Below are 24,369 nucleotides of genomic sequence, written 5' to 3' on the forward strand. Positions count from 1 at the left end.
CTGGCTAACGAGAAGCGGTTTTCGCCGGCATTTTCGTGTTTTTTGCCCATTCACGCGGTTTTCATCTGATTCAACTCGTAAGGCATTCACTTTGCGACGCAGTGCGTCAGAGGAGCAGGCTCAAGCTATCGAATTACCAGGAACTCAAATCATGACCAGCTACGTAAGTGCAATCGTTGGCGTCTTCGAAAGTCGTAGCGACGCAGAAGCGGCGATCCGCGAAATGAAAACCTATGGCGTGAATGAAAACGACATCGGCATGGTGGTGCGTCACCCCAGCGGTCGCGAATACAGCGATCCGCCGGCCAGCGACCAAGGTACGAAAGCGGTCGAGGGTGCCGCAGTTGGTGCGGCAGCAGGCGCTGGCGTTGGAGCGCTGTGGGCTCTCGGCATTGCGGCCAATGTGCTGCCGGTTATTGGCCCTGTTGTCTCCGGCGGAATCCTCGCAGCCGTTGTCGCGAGTGCTGCGGGTGGCGCTGCAACGGCAGGACTTGTCGGCGCACTAATCGGCCTCGGCATTCCCGAAGACGACGCCAATTTCTATGAGAGCGAGCTCATGGCGGGGCGCACCATCGTGACCGTGCATCCGGCCGAACATTCCGCAGAAGTTTACGACATCATTCACCGCCACAACGGCGTGACGACGCATGCTACGGCAGCGGTCGAATAGTTAGTCCTTCACAAATCTGTTTCAACTCTCGCGGACAGGGCGGCTGCGAGAGTTTTTTTGTATTTCCCCATTTGTGTCTGTTTTAAGGAGAGTTGCGATGCGCAACGCAGGATGGTTGATTGTGGTTATGTGTTTGGTGGGTGGCAGCTCGATGGTCCATGGCCAAACGGCGCCCCCGCGTTCAGGCGTTCAGCCTGCTGTGCAACTTGGCGCCGTTCGCCCCGGCCAGCCAGTGCAAAACGCTGCTGGCCAACAGCAGCATGGCGATCAAGAAATCGCGCACATGATTGTGGGCGGCAATCGAAACGAGATTGAGATCGCGAAGTTTGCAATGGATCGGCTGAAGTCAAACGATGCCAAGGAAATCGCGACCACGATGATCAAGGATCACACCGAGGCCCTCAATAAGTTTTCGAAGTTCGCCGGCCAGCAACCAGCGCACGTGCGAAACAACGGCAACCCTCGTACGGACGATGATCGCGCTGATGCAGCCCCGCCTGCCGGTTCGGCGCCAACAGCTGCCCGTCCGGGAGTGGGCACCTTAAATTGGTCGGCCATTGGTCAAGAAATTTGCGACCAGGGTTTGGAAGACTGCAAGAAGGAACTCTCGCGCTACGAAGGGGCCGATTTCGATAAGGCCTACTTGGGTAGTCAGCTCGGCGCGCATCATATGATGTGCACGAAGCTGAAGGTTCTCAAGAAGCATGCGTCGAGCCAACTGGCCACGGAAATCGATGAGGCGATCGAAACGACCGAGACGCACATCAAGCATCTTCGCAAGGCGATGGACGAAGTCAAGGACAAGTAGCTTCACATCCGTAACCGTTCTCGGTTACTCAATACCCAGCGCGCCGGCGGGCGGAATTTGCACGCCGCCGACGCGGCCCAAGCGGCTGCTGGGGAGGAACCGCGGCTCGATGCCGAAGTTCACGCCGAAGTTGTCGCGACTGGCATCGTAGTTAAAGCCGACCTTGATAAGGAACGATTCACCGACCCGCGTGAACGCCACATTCTGGCCCAGGTTGCCGGCCTTCGAGAAGTCGACCGTGGCCCCTGCCGTGGCTATCCACTTCTCACTCATGCGGTAGCTCGTCGAAGCGGCGAGGACGTTGCTGCTGATCGGCCCTTCGGTCGAACGCAAGCCGATGTACAAGTTGCCCGCTTCCGGACGGCTGAGCAGCGCACCAACGGTGACTTGCTTCAGACCTTGATCGAACAGATCGAAGAAGCCGTCGGAGAGAAACGTCAGGCGATCGCCAACATGCCATTGGAAGTCGTAGTCGATCAAGCCCAGCGGCTCGCCGAAGTTGTCGCGATCGGCTTGCGGGAAGAGCACCGCGTCGATGTCGAGCACGATCCAATCGATGATCCGTTCCTGGCCCGGCAAGCCACGCTTCGTCTGCCAACGCTGCTTCACGCCCAGCTTCAGCTCCGTCAGATCATCGGCGATTTCGGTGACAGGCGAAGCCACACTGCCTTGCAGGTTTCGCCGTAGAGCGAAGTAGCGAGCGTCGAATTGTTGCGGGATCTGATCGCCAAACGTCAGGCCGAAGGTATTGAACAACATGCGGCGGCGGAACCACTCGGTGGAGTCATCATCCAGCGGATCGTAGCCGGGAAGCTGATCGACGTCGGCGCTCGACTTGCCATAGAAGTAGTCCGCTTCCCAGGTCACCTTGTGCGCCAGGCCGTTCAAATTCAACAGTTCGCTCTGGACGGTTGAATCGGCAGTCCACATCGGCAAGCTCGCGCGAACGCCACCTTGGCCATAAACGCGCGACAGCGGATCGCCATTGAGATCGGCACCCCAATACGCGGCTTCACCGAGCAAGTACGGAACAACTTTCAGTGGTCCGAGTTCCAGCGGGATATCGAGTTCCTGCCGCGAAAAGGCTCTCAATCCTTGCTCATCGGCGGTTTCCCACGGCAACAACTGGAACTTCGCCAGATCGACCGGATTCGTCGGCGTGCTGGCCACCTGCAAATCGGCATAGCCGACACTGCTGTGTTCGTGCCAGGTCAGCCAATCGAACAGCACCGTTTGACCCAGCGTGTAGTGATCAGCGCGCAAGCCCTGGGTTTGCGTAAAGAACGGATTCACCTGCACGTCGCCCGAAATGCTCCACGAGCTGTTGGCGTTGTACTGCTTCAATTCGAAGCCGGTGTTCTGATCCTTCATCGTGTCCCACTCGAGCTCGTAGTACTGCTCGAGGAAGTTGCGGTCGCTGATCAAGCCGATCTCTGCAGTCAGCTGAAAATCATTCGGTAAGTATTGACGGTGATTGCCGAGAACTCGGTAGCGGAAATCTTTTTCCGGAACGATCGCGCGACGATCGCGACCGAGATTGTCGATGCCATCGTCTTTCAAACCCCAGGCATCGATGAAGCCGCGGTAAGCGCCCGGTGCACCCCACAGGTTTTGTCCCTCGTAGCGGTAGTTCGTGCCGAGGGCGAGGCCGCGCTCGCTTAGGTAATCGGTCGAGAGGGTCCACTTCGTACCCTGGGCAGGATCTTGGATGCCAAGCAACTGATAGAGGTCGTAGTCGAGCAGCAACTGCTGGCCGAAGACCTGGTCGCTCTTGATCCGCACATTGTCGATGTAATAGGTCGGGCTCGTCAGGTCGGTGGCGATCACCGGCCAGTAGAAGATCGGATTCTCGAACAGGTAGATCGAATTGTTTCGCGCAGTGGCCAGGAAGCGGTGGTCGACTTGAGCTTCGCCGTTGGCGGGATTCACTGCAGGCTGGCCCGTGATGGGATCGACGGCTTGCCGCTGCACGTCGATGACGTTGATGTTTTCGGATTGAATCCAGTACCGCGGCACGCCGATGCGGCTCGAAGTCATCGCGGCGTTGTAGGCTTGGAACTGCTGCCGGTTGACCTGCTGCAGTACATCGGCCTTAACGCGCAACAAGCCTTGATAGCTCGGCACCGGCGTGAGCATTTCGGCCCGCAGCACGATACCCGCTTCGGTGCGAACGTTGTAATACAACCGATCGGCATAGATCACGCGATCGCCTTGGCGGAATACGATGTTCCCTTCGAGATACAACTCGAGCGGACGATCCTTCAGGTCCATCGCCTGGCCTTGCACGCCAGGCAAGCCTGCCTTTGCCGTCCAGATCACAAAGCGGTCGGTCTCGACCGAAACCGTGCCGAGTTCCTCGACACCATCGATCACGATCTGCATTCCCGAGGTCCCCGAAACCACGAGTTCATCAGAATTGGGATCGGGCGTGGCATTGAGATTCCACCGTCCGCCGCTGCGCGGGAAAAACTTGACGCTGCGTCCTCGCGTTTGCACGGGCTGACCGGCCGGTGCGACGAGTTCTTCCTGACGCACCATTTGCGCGGGCTTCACATCGAACTGCGCCGGATCGCGAGCTCCCAAGCCGCGCTCGAAGATCGCCGGTTTCACCTGCGGTTCTTCTGTCGGCACGGGCACGGAAAGTTCGATGCCGGCCTGGGTATAGAACCAGCCGAGCCAACTGCGATCGACGAGCGACTGCGCCGCGCGACCACCGAACGAATGCGGATCGCCCTTGCGGCCGTAGTCGACGCGAACGCTCCCTTGCGGCCCTTCGAGATAGGCAATCACCTTGCTCGCGCGGCCGGTGTAGGGTTCGGCGCGATCAAGCCACAGCACGGCTTCGGGCGCGGTCGCCACTGTGTCGCCTTGCTTGATCTGCAGATCACCGCGAAGCACGTAGACGTCGTACTGCCCTTGCTTCCAGTGCGTGGCCGAAGCCGCGCGAATGCTGACCGGAACGTTGGTTTCTTCTTGCGGCAACTCGATGCCGCCGGCTGCGAAGGCATTCGCGGCGAAGAGCAAAGTGCAGAGAACAGCCGCAGTATGTTTCCAGCTGTTCGCCAATAAGTGCTGAAGATAACGAAATATTTTGCTCAAGAACACATGAGCAAAATGCCGATAAACGCGCGCGAACATTCCACCCAGGCGCGTCATAAGAGACGCGCCGCTCAACGAGCAACGAGGTGGAGTGATGATCGTTTTCAGCGGCAGGCTTCCTTGCCAGGCACGGTGACAACTTTCGCGGGCGTGAGTTCGAGAATAAGGTCCGTCGCGGAAAGACCTTACGACAAGCGGGGCGGATTCTAGTGAGCAGCCGCAGCCAGGACAAGGCGAATGCGGCGGAACGTTTTTCGTGGTGCTAGCGACCATGCGCTGCGGGCCGATGCTGGCAACTTTTCTGCGCGCACTCGTAACAGCAATTCATTGTCTGGAATCAGGTTGCGACCGGTGCTGCGGCTGGATTACGATACGTTGATGCATCCGGCCCCCGCAGATGCTCCCACCTTCCTCCCCCACCAAGGCCTGCATGATGCGATTGCTTGCATTTCAGCTCTGGCCAGTTTGCCTCCTTTCTTTCGCTGCCTGTCTGGCGCGAGGGGAAGAGACTGCTATCAAGGAACTGCGCGCTGATCGGCCACAAGTTGTTCTGCAAGGTGCGGAAGCCAACTGGCAATTGTTGGTCGAAGGGATCGGCGCAGATAAGTTGATGCGCGATGCGACGCACGGCGTGGAATATCTCGCTGCCGATCCGCACGTTGCGACTGTTAGCGCGACAGGCATGATCACCGCCAAGCGAGACGGCACGACCACGATCGAAATCAGTGCGGGTGGCGTGAAGACTTCGGTCGCAGTTACTGTGAGCGGCACGCAAGAGCCGCGGCAGTTGAACTTCGAAAACGACATCGTGCCGATTCTGGGCAAGTTTGCTTGCAACGCCTCGGGCTGCCACGGCAAAGCCGAAGGGCAGAACGGCTTTAAGTTGTCGGTGTTTGGTTTTGATCCACCAGCCGATTATCGCGCGCTGACGCAGGAATCGCGCGGCCGCCGAGTCTTTCCCGCTGCTCCCGAACGGAGCTTGCTCCTTCGCAAAGCGAGCGGCAGCGCTCCTCACGGCGGCGGCGTGCGGATCACAACCGATCGGCCTGAATACGAAACGCTCCGCCGCTGGATCGGCGAAGGTCTGCCGCTCGGTTCCAAGGACGATCCGACAGTCGCGAAAATCGAACTCACGCCCCACGAGCGAACCTTCGGCCTAGGCCAGACGCAACAACTGCGTGTCGTTGCCACCATGAGCGACGACCGGCAGATCGACGTTACTCGGCTGGCCCGATTTCAATCCAATCACGACGCACTCGCCGCAGTCACCGAAGAGGGCCTGGTCACTGCCGGTCAAACGCCGGGCGTGGTCGCGGTCATGGCGAGCTACATGGGCCAGGTCGACGTGCTGCACGTGATCGTGCCTCGGCCAGAGGCGATCGCCGATTATCCGGAGATCGCCGAGCACAACTTTATCGATGGCCCGGTCTATCGTCGGTTGAAGCAACTCAACATTATTCCTGCAGATCTTTGCAGCGATGCTGACTTTCTCCGCCGCGCGCAGATCGACCTCATCGGGACATTGCCAACCGCGGAAGAAGCCCGCCGCTTTTTGAATGACGCTCGGCCGAACAAACGAGAAGCCCTCGTCGATGAATTGCTGCAGCGGCCCGAGTTCGCTACTTATTGGGCGCTGAAGTGGGCCGATTTGCTACGCGTCGATCGGCAGGCGCTTGGCCACAAAGCGGCCTACGACGAGTATCGCTGGATTCGCACCGCCCTCGCGGCCAGCATGCCGCTCGATCAATTCGCCCGCGCGGTCGTTACCGCCGAAGGGCCATTGAGCGAAAACCCACAGGGCTATCTCTTCAAAGCCGTACCGCAGCCAGGGCCAGCCGCGAGCGCAGTGTCGCAAGTGTTTCTCGGCGTGCGGATCGAATGTGCCCAGTGCCACCATCATCCGTACGATCGCTGGAGCCAGACCGATTACTTCGGCATGACGGCCTACTTTGCGCAGTTGCAGAATAAAAAGAGTCCCTTCGGCGAAATCCTCGTGGCCGCGGGCGATCCGCAAACGAAGCATCCTCGCACCGGCGAGGTGGTCACCGCTCATCCGCTCGGCCAGCCGATGCCCGAAAAGAATGTCGCCGGCGATCGGCGCGTCGAACTCGCGGCCTGGATGACCTCGCCCGACAATCCGTTCTTCGCGCGCAACCTGGCCAACCGCCTGTGGGCTCACATGCTCGGCCGCGGCTTGGTCGAGCCTGTTGATGATGTGCGAGCAACAAACCCGCCAAGCAATCCAGAACTCCTCACCGCGCTCGCAAAGCACTTGACCGAACAGAAATATGATCTGCGAGCGGCGCTAAAATCGATCGCCATGTCGCGCACTTATCAACAGTCGACCGCGACGAATCCGACGAACCTCCGCGATGAGCAAAATTACTCGCGAGCTTTGCTCAAGCGAATGGATGCGGAAGTTCTGCTTGATGCCCTCTGTCAAGCGACGGGCGTGGCCGAGCGCTACGAGGGAACGCCGCCGAACACCCGCGCCATCGAACTATGGGACAGTCAGGTAGATCACTACTTTTTGAAACTCTTCGGCCGACCGGTGCGGGTCACGGCCTGCGAATGCGAACGCGTGAGCGAGCCCAGCGTTTCGCAGGTGCTCCATTTGCTCAACTCGCAGCGAGTGCAAGAAAAGCTCGCGCACGAAGGGGGTTTGATCGCCCGCCTGGCTCAGCAGCAACCAGCCGACGACCGCCTGACGGAAGAGTTGTATCTGACGATCTTCTGCCGCCTGCCAACCAACACCGAAACCCAAACTGCCGTCGAATACCTTCGTTCCGCCAGACCTGTGCCCGGCAAGACTCCGCTCGATGCTCGCCGCACTGCAGCCGAAGACCTGGCGTGGACGATGTTAAATTCGCTGGAGTTTGTATTTAATCACTAGGATTAAATTCCTCGCACTGCCCGAGAACTTCTCATGACCAACCGCACCTTTTGTGATGGATTGCCCCGGCGCGACTTGCTCAAGATCGGCCTGACCGGGCTATTCGGCAGTTCACTCTCGATCGGGAACATGCTGCAGGCGGAGAACATCGCCAAGGCCGCGAACGATCGCGGCTTGAGCGTGATCTATGTCTTTCTCAAGGGTGGTTTGAGCACAATCGATACGTTCGACATGAAGCCGAACGCACCGGCGGAGTTTCGCGGCGAGTTCAACCCGCGGTCGACGAATGTTCCTGGCCTGCAAATCGCCGATCTGCTGCCGAAGATGGCCCAGCAGATGGACAAGGTCGCGCTGCTGCGCGGCTTCGGTCATAAGAACAGCGACCACGGGCCGGCTGACCATTACATGCTGACTGGTTACTTTCCGCAGGCAGGTTTTAATCCGAGTTTGCTGCCGAACAACCAACGACCATCGCTCGGTTCGATCATGGCGAAGACGCTCGGCCCGCAAAAGGCATCGGCCCGCGCGGCGAGCCCGGTGCCGACGTATGTTTGCTTGCCGCAAATGCATAATAGCGCCGGCGCGGCCTATCTCGGCGCAACGTGCGCTCCGCTCAGCGTCGATGCCGATCCGGCTGCTCCGGATTTTGCGGTTCCTGATCTCGCGCCGCCGCTGACGTTGTCGGCTGATCGTTTGAACGCGCGGCAGCAACTCCTATCTAAGGTCGATCAGTTTCAGCAGCGAGCCGAGCTCGAAGCTAATAGCCGGGCGAAGACCGTCGATGTCTTTCGGCAAAAGGCGTTCGATCTCATCGTCAGTCCGCAGGCCAAGCAGGCTTTCAATCTGCATGCGGAGAACGACAAGCTCCGCGATGAATACGGCCGCAATACGCTCGGCCAATCCTGCCTCATGGCCCGCCGCCTCGTTGAAGCCGGCGTTCGCTGCGTGACGATCGAGCACAGCAACTGGGATACACACGACGGTAACTTCAAAACGCTGCAGCGCGACCTGCTGCCGCAATTTGATCCCGCTGTCGCAACTCTGTTTCGCGATCTAACCGATCGCCGAATGCTCGAGAAAACGCTGGTGATCGTGACCGGCGAATTTGGCCGCACGCCGCGCATCAACAAGAACGCCGGCCGCGATCACTGGGGCCCCAGCTTCACCGTGCTGCTCGGTGGCGGCGGCGTGAAAGGCGGTCGAGTGATCGGCGCCAGCGACGACCGCGCCGAGCGCCCCGCCGATCAATCACACGGCCCGGAAGATCTCTTCGCCACCATCTCGCATCTCTGCGGCATCGATCCCGAGCAAGAGTTCCTCACACCCGAAGGCCGGCCGATCAAGATCGTGAACAGCGGCAAAGTGATTCGGTCGATCTTGTAGGATTTTCGATCAAGGGACGTCAAATGGTAGAGGCTTACATGATGGCCCAACGCGCCATCGCCGATCTAAAAGCAGCGGTTTACTTGCTTATGAAGAACGGCCCCGAGTCCGGCCTTCGCAACTCGGATATCGGTCGAGCCCTGGGAATCTACACAGGGCATGTGGAGCATGAAGGACACATTTCGCGCACGCTGCTAGCGATTATGGAGAAGGAAGGCGTGGTACTCCAAAACCCTGATACCAAGCTTTGGACGTTGAAGCCACATGTTGCGGCAGAATCGGAGTCGCCTCGAGGATAAGGCTTATTTCCCGCAGCTGGCATCACCGTTGAACCGGCAAAGGCGGTACAAGCTGGTCAGCGGCAAACGTAGCCATCAGCGTCCCATCAAGAGACAATTGCACCGTTTCAGAGCCGCGAATAATCCGCTTCGCGCCGTAAACCATCTGGCCCGCGGCATCTCGCTGCAACTGGTCGTAGATCTCAACGCACTGGTCAACTGCACTGATGATCCAATATTGAGGCACGCCTGCATCCGCGTAGATCTCTGCCTTTTGCCGATCCAACTTCAGCGTTGAATCGGAAATCTCGATGACGAGGCCTGTGTCACGACTGGTGGGACGCTGCACTAGGTAATCGTCGTGCGTACCACGCACCAAGGCAATGTCTGGTTCAGGAACGCCTCGATTCGTAACCATTGCCGACTGATTTCTGGCTTGCCAGGGCTTGCTGAGGAGAGCAGTGACAAGCAGTAAATGAACTCGTCCGAGCGTCGCATCGTGCCAGGAATTTCGCGTGATCTTTGGAACAACGATTCCGTCTAGGAGTTCGACGTCTGCGTGGGCGAGCAAGCCAGAATCGGCCATTTGCAGGTACTCGGCAATCGAGAACCGATAGACCGGATACGCGGGTGCCGGAAATTGCCCTTCGGTAGGCGAGAAGTTCGAAGTGGTGAGGTCGGTTGACATTAAGATGAATTTTACTCTACCCCCACCCATGAGTCACGCTGGCTGTTAACAGCCGCTCGAATTCGCGGTTGCCTTGATGTTGCTCTCGGATAGGATGAGGGTATTGTTCCTTCTCGGCGTCGGTAATTTCATGCACAACCGCATTCTCATGCTGCCTGCGAGCGTTATCGCCGTTTGCATCTTGATCGCCGGGAATTCAGCTGCCAAAGAACCGCAAACGGCTGCTGAGCGTGGTTACCAATTTCTGACGCAGAAGGTTTATCTGCCTGCGGACTTTACGCAGGAAGTTTTCGATGCCGCTTGGACGCAATGGCCCGAGCCGTTGCGGAGCGAGGCGGAAAAGGCCACGCCGGAAGAGCGGCGGAAGATGGCGTTCAGCCGCTATGGTCTCACGCCGCGGCCCGATGATCCGACGAAGCCGTTGCAGTATGTCGTGGATGCGAATGGCGTGTGGACCATGAACTGCTTTGCCTGTCACGGCGGGCAGGTGGAAGGAAAGGTCATTCCCGGACTGCCGAACTCGCGGTTCGCGCTGCAAACGCTGACCGACGATACACGGGCCGTGAAACTGCTGAATAACAAACCGCTCGGCCGGATGGATGTCGGCAGCCTGATCGTGCCACTGGGGAGTTCGAATGGCACGACGAACGCGGTGATGTTTGGCGTGGCGCTGATGAACTTTCGCGATGTGGAGCTGAACGTTCACAAGGACCGCCTGCCACCGAAAATGACGCATCATGATATGGACGCGCCGCCGTGGTGGCATTTCAAGAAAAAGGAGTTTCTCTACGCCGATGCCTTCGCAGCCAAGGGGCATCGCGGGCTGATGCAGTTCATGCTCGTGCCGCAAAATGGCCCGGAGAAGTTCAAAGAATGGGAAGCCGATTTCCGTGATGTGTTTGCCTACATCGAATCGGTCCAGGCGCCGAAGTATCCGCATGCAATCGACCAAAAATTGGCCGCGCAAGGACGCATCGCATTCAACCGCGTTTGTGCTGACTGCCACGGCAAGTATGGCGATGATGTTGCCGCCGCCGATCGCTGGCCGGCCCGCGTCGTGCCGCTGGATGAAGTGAAGACCGATCCGGTTCGCTTGAATGCGCTCAACGCTCAGAACCGCAATTCCTACGGCGGCAGTTGGTTCACCGACTTCGGCAAGTTACCGACCGTCGCCGAACCGAAGGGTTACCTCGCGCAGCCACTCGACGGCATCTGGGCCAGCGCGCCGTACCTGCACAACGGCAGCGTCCCCACACTCTGGCATTTGCTGCATCCGAGCCAGCGCCCCGTTGTCTGGAAGCGGAGCGAAACGGGCTATGATCAAAAACAAGTTGGCCTGGAGATTAAGACGTTCAAGAGCCTGCCGCGAGATTTGCCCGGTTGGGAACGGCGAGAGTATTTCAACTCACTGGAGTTCGGCAAGAGTCGCACGGGACATGATTTTCCCGACGAGCTGACCGAAGAAGAGAAGACCGCCGTGCTCGAATATCTGAAAACTCTGTAGTCGTCTTAGCCGCGTCGTCTTAACTGGCTTTCGTCGACTTTTCGCGTTCACGCTTGAGAGTCGGATTGCTGTTCGCGCCGGCCTGATCGATTTCTTCGAGCAAGCGGCCAGCCAATCGCTGCGAGTTTTGATCGTGCGAGGCTTCGGCATCGATCAGCTGAAAAAGGACGATCGCAATCTTTCCTTCGACGTTATCCTGACCGAAGACGCGAAGTGCCATATACATGGCGACCCGCGACGGCAGCTTCTTAATGGCAGTGACTTGTTCGACACCGTCGAATTTGAATTTCAGTTGATCTCCTTCGCGCGAGATGATTTCTAGATTGTGCCGTTTGAAGGAAATCGCTTGCCCTTTGGGGATCTTCTTATCGGCGCCTTCGCGAACCGCTTGCCAGAAATTGTTCAACTGCTTTTCGAGCTCGCGGAGGTGTGTTTCGTCAGCTTTCAGAGTTTCAACGTCGCGGGGCTTGTGCTTAGCAAGCAGAAACTCGGTTTGACTGATGTGCAGTCGAAAGCTGCCGTCGTCGCGCTGTTCGAGCGCATGGCGGGCGTTGGCGAGCTCGCGATGGGGATCTTGTTGCGCGGTGGTTGCCACATGTTGCGGCGATGGCTCCGGCGCTGGCGACGGTTTCTGCGAGTTAGTGACCGGCAGATTGGGCGTCCCTGGCTTCTTGGGCGTGGGCTTTTCAGCTGGCTTGGCGCCGGGCTTGTCCTTGTCGACCGGTTTGGGTGTCGTTTTTTCGGCGGGAGTCGTTGGTTTGGTCGGCGTCTTCAGCGCGGGTTCATTTTTCGAAATGAACATGCCCACTGCGACCGCCAGGCCAACGAGGACTACAAAGCCCAAGCCGAGAAGAACCGGCATCGCCGAACTCGGCTTGCGAGCGCGACCAGCCGTGGCGCCATAAGGGCCACGCCGGGCTTTGCCGCCCACTGGCGCGGTCGTGATTGGAGTCACGCCCGACGGCATGGGAATGGGAACTGGCGCTGGCCCCGGCCCGGGAAATTCGAACGCACCGTCGTCGTTGCTGGTTCGCCAACGCCCCTCCGAACGATACTCGGCGGGTGGCGGCTCAATTTCTTCCTGCTCATCAACGGCGGGTTCGAGGATGCCCGACGACGACAACTTGCCCGAGGCGATCATGTCGGCGCGCAAAGCAATATCGTAGGTCGCTTTTTTGGCCGGTTGCAGCAAGCACAATTTGGCCGCGGTCAACTCATTCAAAATGCGCTGAGAAAGCGCGCCGTTTTTGCCACCCTGATAGGTCCGCACGTGGGCCATCTGGCGGGTGGCAGCGTTTTCGATGACGTCGGGATCGTCTTCGAAGTGAGCGATCCCCAGCAAGCGATAATGGTTCGGCGGCTGATCCTTCGGCGGGATGCCGAGCCACTTGCGATACGGATCAAACACTTCCGCCATCGCGGTTCCGCCCTGAATGAGGGGATAGTTATACAGCTTCCTCTGGTCCGCCTGCTGCCCTCCTGAATTATCGTCCAAAATCAAAAAGGGGCTAGGGGCAGGAAGTGACGATGCGGGATTTTGCTTGAGATCAGCAAGTCTTTGCCTCACTGCCGAACGGTTATTCGGCTCGCGACGGTGCGAGGGCCAGTCGGTACCCACTGTGGGAGCCGACCAGTGGGCACCTACGGATAGTAAGACGGCGAAGTGAGCGTGGTGGATTTCTGCCTCGCGCATCCGCTAAAGTGTGGCCATGGTTCCCCGCTCTCCTCTCTGGAAAGGCTTCTCATGCTTGTCCCGTTGAACAAATTGCTGGTCTGCGGAATGATGTTTGGTTTCCTCTCTCTCCTCTCCGGTGCCGCTCGCGGCGCTGACGCCAAAGCTATGACCACGAAAAGCGAATACGGTAAGACCGCCGATGGCCAGATCGTTAATCAATATGTGCTGACGAACAAGAACGGCCTGCGCGTGAAGCTGATCACTTGGGGCGCGACGCTGACGAGTGTCGAAACGCCCGACAAGAACGGCAAGCTGGCCAACATCACGCTGGGCTTTGACAAGCTCGCGGGATACACGCAGCGGCATCCTTACTTCGGCAGCACCGTGGGCCGCTACGGCAACCGCATCGCCAAGGGTAAGTTCACGCTCGATGGCAAGGCCCACACGCTGGCCGTGAACAACGGCCCGAATCATCTGCACGGCGGCCTGGCCGGCTTTGACATGGTGAACTGGTCGGCCAAGGAAGTTGCCGTCGAAAACGGCCAAGCCGTGGAATTCTCTCGCGACAGCAAAGACGGCGAAGAAGGTTACCCCGGCAATCTGAAGACGACCGTCACGTTTACGTTGACGGACGCGAACGAACTGAAGTTCGACTACAAAGCCACGACTGACAAAGCGACCGTCATCAACATGACGAACCACACCTATTGGAACTTGGCCGGCGGGGGCAGTGGCGACATTCTGAAGCATCAGCTGATGCTGAATGCCGATCGCTGGATTCCGACCGACGACACGTCGATCCCCACTGGTGAGCTCGCACCCGTGAAGGGAACCGCGATGGACTTCACCACCATGCACGCCATCGGCGATCAGATTGCGGAACTCAAAAAGGCGCCGCACACCACCAAGGGTTATGACCATTGCTATGTGTTGCGTGGGCAGAGCGGCAAGCTGGAACTCGCTGCCAAAGTGAAGGAGCCGTCGAGCGGACGGACGATGGAGGTCTATACAACCGAGCCAGGCATTCAGCTGTACTGCGGCAACTTCCTCGACGGCAGCCCGGCTGGCAACAACCACAAACAGCACGAAGCCTTCTGCCTCGAGACTCAGCACTATCCTGACTCACCAAATCAACCGAGCTTTCCCAGCACAGTGCTCAAGCCGGGCGAGACCTACAAGTCGCAAACGGTGCATAAGTTTGGCGTGGAATAAATGCTCGCGCCGGATTTCCAACCGGGCTTTCGCATTTCTGCGTTTGATGGCGGCGTGCTCATGGCTGGAGCCGTCGCCAGTGCAATGATTTGGTCGTATTCGCCGTTGCTCGCGTTTCTGATTGCCTACGTCATCGGTCATTTCTTTTTATTCTGCAATGTACTTCGCGTGTCGCGTGCGAACGAACTGAAGTGGTCCGCACTGCTTCTGTTGTCTGGCTGCTGCTCTGCCCTGTTCGGGCTTCCCACGTGGCCAGCGACGATCAGCCTTTCGTTGGGAGCTACTGCGATCGTGATTGCAATAACGCTCGGTAAGCCGTCGTATCACGGCCTGGGTTGGCAGAGAATCAATCCGCGGTTACTGGAATGGTGGGAAAGGTCGCAAGTCAAACGCAACTAAACTTCCGGGCTCGCCGGCTTGCGATTTGTCGCCGTGGCGGGAACTTCGATTTTTCGTTCGGAGTCTTGTTTCGGTAGATCGACCTTTTCTTCAAACTCGCAGAGCAGTTGATGTCCATCGGGGCCCTGGCCGGTCACGCGGATGATGGTCGCGCCGCCGCCAACGCCTCTGCCTTCGGGCGCAGAAGTATCGTACCTGCCGTCCTTAATTGTCGCGATTCCCTGCGGGCCGGAGTTCCCCTTCGACGAATCAGGCGTAAAGATGATCTGGCCATTGGGAATCGGCTGGCCGGCAAAGGTGACTTCGCCAGAGAGCTTATAGCGCGGGGGGCCATTATTCTGGTTACAGCCGGTTACAAACAGGGCGAGCGATGCGAAAAGCGCGACGACTGCGACGTGAAGGCGGGACATTTATTCTCTCGCTTGTTTTTAGATTGCGTGCTGCGGGGTTAGTACTCGGGAATCACTTCGCCACCTAATCGGCTCGCGAGTGGTAGCAGCACTTTGTTGAGATCGATGCTTTCGGTGATAAAGCGGACGCTGCCGTCGCCAAGGGCAATGTTGCAGCCGGCCGGATGATTGCTGCCGATGCTCACGTTGTTGTAGTTGTTGCTTCCGTTGTACTTCACCAGTCGCATACCGTTCTGCAGGTTCTTGGAGCAGGTAGCGTCGTTGTTCCAGACAAAGCCGCGCACCCAGGACCGCAAGCTGTTTTCCATTCCTTGCCACCCCATTTCCATCAGCATGATCGTGTTGCTCGTGCCGTCGGTGATGTCCCCCATGCGAATTCCCTGCGGCGTTGGCACTGGGCTCGAAGTAGTCTGCACGCTTGGAATGAATGGCAAGATTCCGTCCGCCGCGAGGCCGCCTTGCGCCGCGCCCACCGTGTTCACCTGATATGCGGTTGTCGTCCCCGGCATGTTGCCCATCGGGCCGGCGTTGCCGACGTAGTGCGTGGTGTAGGCAAAACCAAAGCCCGTGATGTCGTCGATGGTGCTTGTCGAGCGATCTTTGGCAAAGCTAGGGCAAAGATACATGGGCATCTTGTACTGGCCCATCACACGATTCGCATTTTGGCCAGCGCTGTATGCACCGGCGGTCGGCAACACCTGATCACCTAGTGATCGCTGCTCGATGAACGGCAAAATCAAACACGTCCACCCAACGCTGCCGTCGGTGTACTTGGGAAAGGTGAGGTATGTGTCGTGAAAGTTGTGCAGCCCCAACGAGAGTTGCTTCAGATTATTGCCACACTTCATACGCCGCGCTGCTTCGCGAGCGGCCTGCACGGCAGGCAACAAGAGTGCGACCAGAACGCCGATGATCGCGATGACGACCAGCAACTCGACAAGTGTGAAACCAATTCGACGCCGCCGCGCAGCAACGACCATTGCGCACTTCCGATGCCAGAGAGGAGGAGAAGACTTCAGAAAAGCGAGCAGCGGCAGGCCTGTGAGAATGCTAGAAGTTTGGACCGTCAATTCAAGCTGAGTTGTACGCAAGGTTGCGCGAGATGCGGAAAACCGAATACAAGAGCGCGAGTTCTACGAAGCCAGTCAGCCAGATTGTCGCGGGCAGCGGTCGCAGCGCCTGTGACTCACCAGTCGCCCCACTTGCGGCAGGCCGTGGATACGATCATCATTCCGATCGCTTTGATAATGTCATTTCCCGCCACTTTCCTGCACGTTCTCTGTTCCTGCGTAGAGATTTCCGCCACATCGAGGTATTGAAATGAAGCGTTTTTGGACTACCGCAGCGTTGCTGCTCACTTCCACCTTGCCGGCACTCGCCGCCGACACGCCCAAGGCCATTGTCGAAGGCATGAAGATGCCTGAGTCGGTTTGCATCGGGCCGAAGGGGCTGCTGTACATCACCGAGATCGGCGAGCCCGGCAAAGATGGCGACGGCAAGGTCTCGGTCATCGAAAACGGCAAGGCGAAGACCTTTGCCGAAGGGCTTGATGATCCCAAGGGGATCGTCCTCTTCAAGGATGCGCTCTACACGACTGACAAAAACAAGATCGTGAAGATCGATGCCAACGGTAAGACTTCGGTCTATCAAGCGGCTGATAAGTTCCCGGTGAAGCCGATCTTTTTGAACGACATTTGCGTCGATCAAGGTGGCGGCATTTTCCTGGTGAGCGACAGCGGCGCCGACGGCAAGGGTGGCGCAGTTTTCCGCATCGATGTGCGACTGGACAAGATCGACCAGGTCGCCTCAGCCGACAATATCTCCGGCCTGACTAAGCCCAACGGTGTGGCCTTTGACGGCGGTTCGGCTTTCATCGTCGCCGATATGGCTCGCGGCCAGTTGTGGCGAGTGCGCTTCAGCGACAAAGTTGCGGAGATGATCGCCGAAGGAATGGAAGGGGCCGACGGCCTGGTGTGGGATTATTGGGGCCGGCTGTTCATCACGTCTTGGACGCAAGGCAAGATTTGGGCGATGCCTCGTCCGGATCAAAAGCCGATCTTGATTGGCGAAGGGCTGAAGACGGCTGCCGATTGCTGCCTCGATGCGTCGCAAAAGAAGCTCCTCATTCCGGACATGAAAGCCGGCACGCTGACGGAACTCTCGACGACGATTCCGGGCTGGGAAGTCGATACGACGGAAGTCGCGGGCGTGGAACTTGCGCCGGCCTTTCCGGGCATCAAGTGGGCCAGCTGGGATGACGGCAGCGAAAGTGGCAAGGGCGAAGCCTTCCGCGGCATTCTGCTGACGCACTTCGGCGACGGCAGCGGCCGGATCGTCGTGGGCGAACAACGTGGCACGATTCACATCGTCGATCCGAAGGACCCGAGCAAGTCGACGGTCTTCATGAACATCCGCGATCGCGTCCGCTATCTCGACAAGCAAAACGAAGAAGGTTTCCTCGGTCTCGCGTTCCATCCGAAGTTCAAGGAGAACGGCGAGTTCTTTGTGTTCTATACCGATGTCAAATCCGACATGGCCAACGTCCTGTCGCGGTTCAAGACCAAGCCCGGTAACAAGAACGAAGGTGATCCGGCCAGCGAAGAAGTGCTGATCCGTTTCGAAAAGCCGTTCTGGAATCACGACGGCGGCACGATCGCCTTCGGCAAGGATGGTTACCTCTACATCACGCACGGTGACGGTGGCAACGGCGGCGATCCCAAGGAAAACGGCCAAAAGCTGTCGACGCTGCTCGGCAAGATTCTCCGCATCGATGTGAACAAGAAGGAAGGCGGCAAGAACTACGCCATTCCTTCGGACAACCCGTTCGCGAAGAAGGAAGACGCCTCGCCGGAAATCTACGCCTACGGCATCCGCAATATTTGGCGGATGGCCTTCGATCGTCAGACCGGCGAACTGTGGGCTGGCGAAGTCGGCCAGAACATCTTCGAAGAAATCTTCATCGTCAAATCGGGCGGCAACTACGGTTGGAACCTGCGTGAAGCGATGCATCCCCACAGCCAAAAGGGCGTGGGCGTGAAGGCCGAATTGGCCGAACCGATCTGGGAATATCATCACGACATCGGCAAGAGCATCACCGGTGGCACGGTCTATCGCGGTAGCGCGGTGCCGTCGCTGGCCGGGCATTACCTGTATGCTGACTATGTGTCGAATATGTTCCGGGCTTTGAAGTACGACGAGAAGGCCGGCCGCGTGGTCGCCAATCGCGAATTGCCCAAGCCGCCGCTCGCGGTCATGTCGTTCGGCGAAGATGAAAGTGGCGAGGTCTACATCCTCGGCAGCAGCACGAACGGCCAGAGCGTGTTCAAGGTGTCGAAGAGCAAGTAGTCTTCGATCGCTGAACGGTTGTTGAAACACGAACGCCGGAACTTGCGAAAGCTCGTTCCGGCGTTTTTCGTTTCTTGCCTCTAACCAGCAAGCACTTGCTGCCGAAGCGATTCAAAATAGCTCACTGGCTGCGTAAAGAACGCTTCCGGCAACATCTGGTATTTTCTCAGCGCGGCTTCGACTCGCTCAAATCCGACGTCGGCTGCGACTTGAAAGGCCTGCAAACCGCGTTCTATTCTTTCCTCGCGGTTTGCGAAGTTGTGAAACCAGAAGGAAGTCCCTGCCGGAAAATACGCGAAGCGAATCAGCGGTTTGAGGGCGATAAATTTCACTAATGGCCATTGAAAATCATCGACTGCTTTTTGCAGCGCCGGGCCCACGACGGTTTTCTGTTCGTTGTAGAAATGCGCGCTGAAGATTGCCTGTTTCTGCGCGGTAGTCAGCTTCCTGCCGGCCCGTTCGGCAGCATGCATTGAATTCAGTTCGGCGAGCAACTCCGGCGCGACGAGTTCGGCTGCGGCTGGCTGTTCGCCGTGCTCAGCCGTGAAATGAAAATTGGCATAGGTGTCGGCACACACGCGGCGATTCACATCGCGAAAGGCATCGGCGAAACGATCGAGCGCGGCGAGTTGCTGCAGGCGATATTCGGGCTGCAGCGCGTACTGCCAGGAAAGCTTCTTGCCGAGCGCGAGCGCCCAGGTGAAATAACCGCGAGCCCACAGCGCACCATGCGCGGCGATGAGCGGAAAAATGTGATTGCCGCCCGAAGCCTGATAGATGTGCCGGTAAACCGACGCCCGCTGCGTGAGCTGCGTTAGCGAACCCGCCAGGATCTCCCCTTCGCGACGCCAATGTTCAAGCCGGGCCTGCAATGCTTCGAAAGAAAGTGGAGTAGCCATGGAACGAATCCTTGCCGCGAGTGAGAGCGTGTGGGGAACTGCCGGCTGATGGACGTCCCAGCTCTGACCGCAGGATTCAGGCGGCGTTAACTGCAGGGAAGCTAAGAAAGTTCCGCGTGGCGGAAACAGCTCGCGACGTGGTCGTTAACCATGCCGGTCGCCTGCATGAACGCGTAGCAGATGGTGCTACCAATGAACTTGAAGCCGCGTCGTTTCAGTTCCTTGCTCATCGCGTCGGACTCGGTGGTCTTGGCCGGCACGTCCTGAATCGATTTGCGGCCTGGCTGCAGCGGTTCTCCTTCGACGAATTGCCAGATGAATTTGTCGAAGGTGCCGAACTCGCTTTGCACTGCGAGAAAGGCTCGGGCGTTGATGGCAACCGAAGCGATCTTCAAACGGTTCCGCACCAGACCTTCGTTTTGCAAGCAGGCCGCTTCCTGCTTCGCCGTAAACTTGGCGCACTTCACCGGATCGAACTGTGCAAACGCCGCGCGATAGTTTTCGCGTTTGGCTAGAATCGTCGCCCAGCTCAAACCGGCCTGGGCTCCCTCGAGAATAAGAAACTCAAACAGGCCGTGCTCGTCATGCAACGGCACGCCCCATTCGGCGTCGTGATACGTCAACATCGGCTCGCAGCTGCCCCACAGGCAGCGCGAGCGTTCGTCGGGCGATGTGCTTTTCTTTTTGGCCACGCGGTTAGTTGATAAAGCCGAACAGTTTCATCGACGCGATCACCCCCAGGCCCGAGAAGTAAACGCCGGCCAGAATCAAACCGATGCGGACTAACCAGTTGGGCCGGAGTTGTTGCGGCAGCAGCGTGGTGTTAACGACCAGCGTATGCCAGGCGCTAAAGGCGAAGGCAAAGTTGTAAAACGTTGTCGACAACTGAAACACAAAGCCTGGTTTTTCGGTAGCCCACAGAATGAGTACGCCGAGGCAGGCGTAGACGCAGAGGACGATGAAGTAAACATACTTCACTGCGGTTCCAGGTAACTTGCGCAGCTGCGGACTCGCGGTCCAAAAAACATCGACCCAGCGACGGATGAAACCATCGGTCGTTGTCGTTTGGCTGGTGATCATCACCAGGAAGCCACAGAACAATGTCGCGCCCCACAGGAACGCCGCCAAACCGTGACCGCTGAGAACCGGCTTCAGGGTTGGAGTGTCGGCCAGGGTGCCAGGGATCGGTTCCATCACGCGGCCGAATACGCCGACCTTCGTCCCATCTTCCTTGATTTCGCCGGCAGTCATCGCCGCGCCGGTCCAGCCGCTGGCTTCGGTGCCGCGCGGCAAGAACTCGACCGACAAAATGCTCGGCAGCGAAACGCCGACGAGGCAGGCCACCATCCAGACCCACAACTGGTCGCGGGCGATGTGGTTGTACCAGCGTCGCCAGCGCGGCAACGTCTCTTCGTTGACGAGGAAGACGCTTCCTTCGTGCGACAAGCTGATGCCATGACCGCCGACGAGGCTCGGAATGGCTCCGACCTTGGAACCCATGCCCCAGCCTTGATCGCGGGTGAAGTTGCTGATCGGCGCGTTGGTCAAACCGCCGTTGCCGGCGATTGCGGCGAGGCTGCCGAGCGTGGCGATGAGGGCCAGATTTAGTTGCGGGAGTTTTCCTTTTTTATACAGCGAAACGAAAACGTTCTCGGTATTGTAGCCGTCGCGTTTGCCGTCGCCGTCGCGATCGACCCACTTGATCTCTTTTCCCTTGGAGTCCTTTTCCCACGCATCCGGCTTGCCGTCGCCGTTGGTGTCGATTGTCGGCGGCAGGCCTTCATCGACGTCCAAGTGGCCGTCGTTGTCGACGTCTTCACCCGGATCGAGCACACCGTTGCCGTTCTTATCTTCGCCGCACAATACCGGCACGGTGCCGATCTTGAAGAGACCGCTGACGATCTCCACCCAAGTGCTCGGCCGCGAAAAGAAGATGCCAAGGAAAAGGAGAAAGCTGATGACGACCACCAACTTCAAACTCATCACCACCTTCAGCGCGTTGTAAATCTTGCCGCCGAAAATCAGCGGCACGAGGATCATTAAATAGAGCGAGGTCGAAACAATTTTGTGGAGCAGCCAATGCTCGTTTTCAATGTCGGGAATCTTCTGCAAGAAGATCGCCTCCAGTGGCACGGCGGCGTTCACGGCCAAGTAAGGCGCGATCGAACCGAAATCGAGCAGCAAGTAAAACGCGACCCAGAACATCGGGTGCGGCCAGATGCGAAATTTGCCGCTGAAGATCGGCTCGCCACAGTAGAGCGTGTAGCGGCTAATCTCGATGTTGTAGATGACTTGAAAGATGATGCTGACCGTCGCGATCCAGAGGAGCGCGCCGCCGTACTTCGCGGTGACTTCCGGTCCCGCCAGCCATTCGCCGCCGCCGATCGCCGCGGCGCCCATGACGAGGCCGGGGCCCAGCATGCCGAGAATATTACGCCATTGAAAAACCGGCGCTTCGGTCAGTTCGTCGACATTCCACCGCGGCATTTCATGCGAGCCCGGCCAAGGGGCCAGCGGCTCGACGGCGGTGGCGGCTGTCTTCGATTTCGTTTCCAAACTCATCAGCAAACTCGGGCAAGCGGGAGAGGATTGAAGGCAGGTTGCCCATCATCGGCTGCGAGCTTACGCGGGTCAAGGAGAATGTAGTCCGATGCGCGCCGCGTGATGACGAATGCGTAATCGGGGCGAGGCGAGCGAAGCGGACTTACCGATTTTGATTGCCGTCTTTCCCTAGGCCGATGGTGGCGGCGTGCGCGGCGGCTCGGGAGTCGGCGCCACACTCGCCGAGGGAAGAACTTCCGCCAGCGGGATCGGGATGGGAATGGTCGCCGAAGGAGTTCCCTCGGGCTCGACAATGATCCGCGCGGTTCGCAGTACGGCCAGGCTGCGGGCCGGGATGTTCAGCTTGGCTTCTGTGGCCGATGCGGCGACGGCTTCGGGCGGCACGTTCGAGGTGTAGAGGATGATTTCCCACGGCGTGCTGTAGCTGGCTCGCGGCGGCAGCTGAAAACCAACCTCTTCCGAGTGGGCGTTGAAGAGGAGCAGCAGCGTATCGCCGTGAATCGGGTTTCCTTGCTCGTCGGTTTCGGGAATTGCATCGCCGGCTAGTCGCAGCGCGAGCGTACGTACGAAGCCGGCGTTCCAATCCTGATCGGACATTTCGTTGCCGAGCGTATCGAAGAAAGTGATGTCCTTGATCTCGGAACCGCGCAACGGCCGGCCGCGGAAAAAGGTTCGCCGCCGCAGCACTGGTTGCTCGGCATGCAAGCGCACCGCATGGCGCACGAGATCGAGAAACTTCTTCTTTTCGTCGTCGAGTTCCCAGTTCAGCCAGGTCAGTTCGTTGTCCTGGCAATACGTATTGTTATTGCCATTCTGCGTGTGGCTCAGTTCGTCACCGGCAAGAATCATCGGCACACCCTGCGACAGGAGCAGCGTGGCGATGAGATTTCGCTTTTGTTGCTCGCGCAGCGCAACGATATCGGCGTTGTCGGTTTCACCTTCGGCGCCGCAGTTCCAACTGTTGTTGTCGTTCGCGCCGTCGCGGCCTTCCTCGCCGTTGGCCTGGTTGTGCTTGTCGTTGTAGCTGACGAGATCGCGCAGCGTGAAACCATCGTGGCACGTGACGAAGTTAATGCTCGCGTACGGCTTGCGGCCGCTGTGACCATACAGATCGGAACTACCGGCGAGTCGCGTCGCGAACTCGTTCATCGTGCCGCCATCGCCGCGCCAAAATCGCCGCACGCAGTCGCGATATTTGCCGTTCCACTCGGTCCACAACGCCGGAAAATTGCCGACCTGATAACCGCCGTCGCCGAGATCCCACGGTTCGGCGATCAGCTTCACTTGCGACAAAATCGGGTCTTGGTGAATGATGTCGAAGAAGGCACCGAGCTTGTCGACTTCGTGCAGTTCGCGAGCGAGCGTGCTGGCGAGATCAAAACGAAAACCATCGACGTGCATCTCCAGCACCCAGTAGCGGAGGCTGTCCATGATGAGTTGCAGCACGCGTGGGTGCCGCATGTTCAGCGTGTTGCCGCAGCCGGTGTAATCCATGTAGTACCGCTGGTTGTCGGCCACCGTGCGATAGTACGCCGCGTTGTCGATGCCGCGCAGCGACAACGTCGGCCCCATCTGATTGCCTTCGGCCGTGTGGTTGTAAACCACGTCGATAATCACTTCGATGTCGGCAGCATGCAGCGCGCGAACCATCGACTTGAACTCGCGCACGGCGGATGCTCCGCGGCGCGAGGCAAACGAGGCTTCGGCGGCGAAAAAACCGAGCGTGTTGTAGCCCCAGTAATTCGACAGACCTTTCTCGAGCAAATGGCGATCTTCTAGGTGATGATGCACGGGCATCAACTCGATGGCCGTCACGCCGAGTTCTTTCAAGTGGCGAATGACGGGCTCGGTCGCCAGGCCCGCATAAGTGCCGCGGAGTTTCTCCGGCACGTGCGGATGGAGCTTGGTGAGCCCGGTCACGTGCGCTTCATAAATCACAGTTCGATGCCACGGCGTGCGCGGCGGCGCATCGGCGCCCCAGGTGAAGGCCGGATCGACAACGACCCCCAGCGGCGCATACTTCGCGTTGTCGCGGGTATCGAACGACAGGTCCGCGTCGGCGTGACCAATCTCATAGCCGAACAGCGAGTCGTGCCACTTCGTCACCCGGCCTAGCGCGCGAGCATAAGGATCGAGCACGACTTTGTTGGGATTAAAACGATGGCCATGCGCCGGATCGTACGGTCCATGCACGCGAAAGCCATAGAGTTGCCGCGGCTGAACTTCCGGCAGATAGCCATGCCAGGCCATGTCGGTCTGCTCGGGGAGCGTGATCCGGTGTGACTCCCCTTTTCCCTTGACCGACGAGAATAAACAGAGTTCCACTTTCGTGGCGTTTTCCGAAAAGATGGCGAAGTTGACTCCGCGCCCGTCCCAAGTCGCTCCCAAGGGATAAGGTTGTCCCGGCCAAACTCGCATGTTCGATCCTTGCAGTGAGCAAACTTACGTCAATGTGATTCTAAAAGGTGCTAGCGATTGTACCCGTTGCATCCCGCGAAACAGGGATGCCCCTCGCCAAAATTGCGGAAACGCCGAAAAAGAGCT

At 58.5% G+C, this 24,369-nt stretch carries 18 protein-coding genes; 9 read left to right on the forward strand and 9 right to left on the reverse strand.

Annotated features, from left to right (window positions below):
- Window positions 1-151: 151 nt before the first annotated feature.
- Complete coding sequence (locus M9Q49_RS18735) at window positions 152-670, forward strand: hypothetical protein (protein WP_254510350.1); 519 nt, start codon at window positions 152-154, stop codon at window positions 668-670.
- Window positions 671-767: 97 nt separating this feature from the next.
- Window positions 768-1,478, forward strand: coding sequence for a DUF4142 domain-containing protein (locus M9Q49_RS18740; RefSeq protein WP_254510351.1), 711 nt, complete (start codon window positions 768-770; stop codon window positions 1,476-1,478).
- 24 nt (window positions 1,479-1,502) lie between these two features.
- On the opposite strand, the gene M9Q49_RS18745 is transcribed toward M9Q49_RS18740, so the two are convergent.
- Complete coding sequence (locus M9Q49_RS18745; RefSeq protein WP_254510352.1) at window positions 1,503-4,634, reverse strand: organic solvent tolerance protein OstA; 3,132 nt, start codon at window positions 4,632-4,634, stop codon at window positions 1,503-1,505.
- A 376-nt stretch (window positions 4,635-5,010) separates the two neighbouring features.
- Here M9Q49_RS18745 and M9Q49_RS18750 point away from each other — a divergent pair, with 376 nt between their 5' ends.
- From M9Q49_RS18750 to M9Q49_RS18760, 3 genes are read left to right on the forward strand one after another with little or no spacing between them, the layout of a single operon-like run.
- Window positions 5,011-7,470: a DUF1553 domain-containing protein gene (locus tag M9Q49_RS18750; RefSeq protein ID WP_254510353.1), complete on the forward strand. Its 2,460-nt coding sequence runs from the start codon at window positions 5,011-5,013 to the stop codon at window positions 7,468-7,470.
- Window positions 7,471-7,503: 33 nt separating this feature from the next.
- Window positions 7,504-8,853: a DUF1501 domain-containing protein gene (locus tag M9Q49_RS18755; protein ID WP_254510354.1), complete on the forward strand. Its 1,350-nt coding sequence runs from the start codon at window positions 7,504-7,506 to the stop codon at window positions 8,851-8,853.
- A gap of 23 nt (window positions 8,854-8,876) precedes the next feature.
- On the forward strand, window positions 8,877-9,152 hold the full coding sequence (locus tag M9Q49_RS18760; RefSeq protein ID WP_254510355.1) for a hypothetical protein: 276 nt from the start codon (window positions 8,877-8,879) through the stop codon (window positions 9,150-9,152).
- 22 nt (window positions 9,153-9,174) lie between these two features.
- Here M9Q49_RS18760 and M9Q49_RS18765 read toward each other — a convergent pair whose 3' ends face one another.
- Window positions 9,175-9,849, reverse strand: coding sequence for a Uma2 family endonuclease (locus tag M9Q49_RS18765; protein ID WP_390844350.1), 675 nt, complete (start codon window positions 9,847-9,849; stop codon window positions 9,175-9,177).
- 100 nt (window positions 9,850-9,949) lie between these two features.
- On the opposite strand from M9Q49_RS18765, the gene M9Q49_RS18770 reads away from it, so the two are divergent.
- Complete coding sequence (locus M9Q49_RS18770) at window positions 9,950-11,323, forward strand: c-type cytochrome (protein ID WP_254510357.1); 1,374 nt, start codon at window positions 9,950-9,952, stop codon at window positions 11,321-11,323.
- 19 nt (window positions 11,324-11,342) lie between these two features.
- On the opposite strand, the gene M9Q49_RS18775 is transcribed toward M9Q49_RS18770, so the two are convergent.
- A complete protein-coding gene (locus M9Q49_RS18775) occupies window positions 11,343-12,740 on the reverse strand; it encodes a hypothetical protein (RefSeq protein ID WP_254510358.1) in 1,398 nt (465 codons plus the stop codon).
- A gap of 327 nt (window positions 12,741-13,067) precedes the next feature.
- Between M9Q49_RS18775 and M9Q49_RS18780 the strand changes: the two genes are divergently transcribed.
- Together M9Q49_RS18780 and M9Q49_RS18785 are read left to right on the forward strand one after the other, a co-directional pair.
- On the forward strand, window positions 13,068-14,210 hold the full coding sequence (locus M9Q49_RS18780) for an aldose epimerase family protein (RefSeq protein WP_254510359.1): 1,143 nt from the start codon (window positions 13,068-13,070) through the stop codon (window positions 14,208-14,210).
- Window positions 14,211-14,609 (forward strand): hypothetical protein, encoded by a 399-nt coding sequence (locus M9Q49_RS18785; protein ID WP_254510360.1) that lies wholly within the window; start codon window positions 14,211-14,213, stop codon window positions 14,607-14,609.
- Here M9Q49_RS18785 and M9Q49_RS18790 read toward each other — a convergent pair.
- Both M9Q49_RS18790 and M9Q49_RS18795 read right to left on the reverse strand, forming a co-directional pair.
- Complete coding sequence (locus tag M9Q49_RS18790) at window positions 14,606-15,019, reverse strand: hypothetical protein (protein WP_254510361.1); 414 nt, start codon at window positions 15,017-15,019, stop codon at window positions 14,606-14,608. The genes M9Q49_RS18785 and M9Q49_RS18790 overlap by 4 nt on opposite strands.
- A 38-nt stretch (window positions 15,020-15,057) precedes the next feature.
- Window positions 15,058-15,999 carry a DUF1559 domain-containing protein gene (locus tag M9Q49_RS18795; RefSeq protein WP_254510362.1) on the reverse strand — a complete coding sequence of 314 codons (942 nt, stop codon included), beginning with the start codon at window positions 15,997-15,999 and terminating at the stop codon, window positions 15,058-15,060.
- A gap of 340 nt (window positions 16,000-16,339) precedes the next feature.
- Here M9Q49_RS18795 and M9Q49_RS18800 point away from each other — a divergent pair, with 340 nt between their 5' ends.
- Window positions 16,340-18,364 carry a PQQ-dependent sugar dehydrogenase gene (locus tag M9Q49_RS18800; protein WP_254510363.1) on the forward strand — a complete coding sequence of 675 codons (2,025 nt, stop codon included), beginning with the start codon at window positions 16,340-16,342 and terminating at the stop codon, window positions 18,362-18,364.
- An 80-nt stretch (window positions 18,365-18,444) separates the two neighbouring features.
- On the opposite strand, the gene M9Q49_RS18805 is transcribed toward M9Q49_RS18800, so the two are convergent.
- The 4 genes from M9Q49_RS18805 to glgX all read right to left on the reverse strand — a co-directional run bounded on the left by M9Q49_RS18805 (window position 18,445) and on the right by glgX (window position 24,243).
- On the reverse strand, window positions 18,445-19,263 hold the full coding sequence (locus M9Q49_RS18805) for a hypothetical protein (RefSeq protein ID WP_254510364.1): 819 nt from the start codon (window positions 19,261-19,263) through the stop codon (window positions 18,445-18,447).
- A gap of 101 nt (window positions 19,264-19,364) precedes the next feature.
- On the reverse strand, window positions 19,365-19,955 hold the full coding sequence (locus M9Q49_RS18810) for a DNA-3-methyladenine glycosylase I (protein ID WP_254510365.1): 591 nt from the start codon (window positions 19,953-19,955) through the stop codon (window positions 19,365-19,367).
- Window positions 19,956-19,959: 4 nt separating this feature from the next.
- Window positions 19,960-21,825: an Nramp family divalent metal transporter gene (locus tag M9Q49_RS18815; RefSeq protein WP_254510366.1), complete on the reverse strand. Its 1,866-nt coding sequence runs from the start codon at window positions 21,823-21,825 to the stop codon at window positions 19,960-19,962.
- 168 nt (window positions 21,826-21,993) lie between these two features.
- Window positions 21,994-24,243: a glycogen debranching protein GlgX gene (gene glgX / locus M9Q49_RS18820; protein ID WP_254510367.1), complete on the reverse strand. Its 2,250-nt coding sequence runs from the start codon at window positions 24,241-24,243 to the stop codon at window positions 21,994-21,996.
- Window positions 24,244-24,369 lie beyond the last annotated feature (126 nt).

It is taken from the genome of Anatilimnocola floriformis (genome assembly GCF_024256385.1).
GTDB classification, from domain to species: Bacteria; Planctomycetota; Planctomycetia; order Pirellulales; family Pirellulaceae; genus Anatilimnocola; species Anatilimnocola floriformis.

Bases quoted from the DNA above. Each gene is read 5' to 3' on its own strand.
- M9Q49_RS18780 (WP_254510359.1), top strand. From the start codon at position 13,068: ATGCTTGTCCCGTTGAACAAATTGCTGGTCTGCGGAATGATGTTTGGT.
- M9Q49_RS18765 (WP_390844350.1), bottom strand. From the start codon at position 9,849: ATGGGTGGGGGTAGAGTAAAATTCATCTTAATGTCAACCGACCTCACC.
- M9Q49_RS18805 (WP_254510364.1), bottom strand. From the start codon at position 19,263: ATGGCTACTCCACTTTCTTTCGAAGCATTGCAGGCCCGGCTTGAACAT.
- M9Q49_RS18750 (WP_254510353.1), top strand. From the start codon at position 5,011: ATGCGATTGCTTGCATTTCAGCTCTGGCCAGTTTGCCTCCTTTCTTTC.
- M9Q49_RS18770 (WP_254510357.1), top strand. From the start codon at position 9,950: ATGCACAACCGCATTCTCATGCTGCCTGCGAGCGTTATCGCCGTTTGC.
- M9Q49_RS18785 (WP_254510360.1), top strand. From the start codon at position 14,211: ATGCTCGCGCCGGATTTCCAACCGGGCTTTCGCATTTCTGCGTTTGAT.
- M9Q49_RS18755 (WP_254510354.1), top strand. From the start codon at position 7,504: ATGACCAACCGCACCTTTTGTGATGGATTGCCCCGGCGCGACTTGCTC.
- M9Q49_RS18775 (WP_254510358.1), bottom strand. From the start codon at position 12,740: ATGGCGGAAGTGTTTGATCCGTATCGCAAGTGGCTCGGCATCCCGCCG.
- M9Q49_RS18795 (WP_254510362.1), bottom strand. From the start codon at position 15,999: ATGGTCGTTGCTGCGCGGCGGCGTCGAATTGGTTTCACACTTGTCGAG.
- M9Q49_RS18740 (WP_254510351.1), top strand. From the start codon at position 768: ATGCGCAACGCAGGATGGTTGATTGTGGTTATGTGTTTGGTGGGTGGC.
- M9Q49_RS18790 (WP_254510361.1), bottom strand. From the start codon at position 15,019: ATGTCCCGCCTTCACGTCGCAGTCGTCGCGCTTTTCGCATCGCTCGCC.
- M9Q49_RS18760 (WP_254510355.1), top strand. From the start codon at position 8,877: ATGGTAGAGGCTTACATGATGGCCCAACGCGCCATCGCCGATCTAAAA.
- M9Q49_RS18800 (WP_254510363.1), top strand. From the start codon at position 16,340: ATGAAGCGTTTTTGGACTACCGCAGCGTTGCTGCTCACTTCCACCTTG.
- M9Q49_RS18815 (WP_254510366.1), bottom strand. From the start codon at position 21,825: ATGAGTTTGGAAACGAAATCGAAGACAGCCGCCACCGCCGTCGAGCCG.
- M9Q49_RS18745 (WP_254510352.1), bottom strand. From the start codon at position 4,634: ATGACGCGCCTGGGTGGAATGTTCGCGCGCGTTTATCGGCATTTTGCT.
- M9Q49_RS18735 (WP_254510350.1), top strand. From the start codon at position 152: ATGACCAGCTACGTAAGTGCAATCGTTGGCGTCTTCGAAAGTCGTAGC.
- glgX (WP_254510367.1), bottom strand. From the start codon at position 24,243: ATGCGAGTTTGGCCGGGACAACCTTATCCCTTGGGAGCGACTTGGGAC.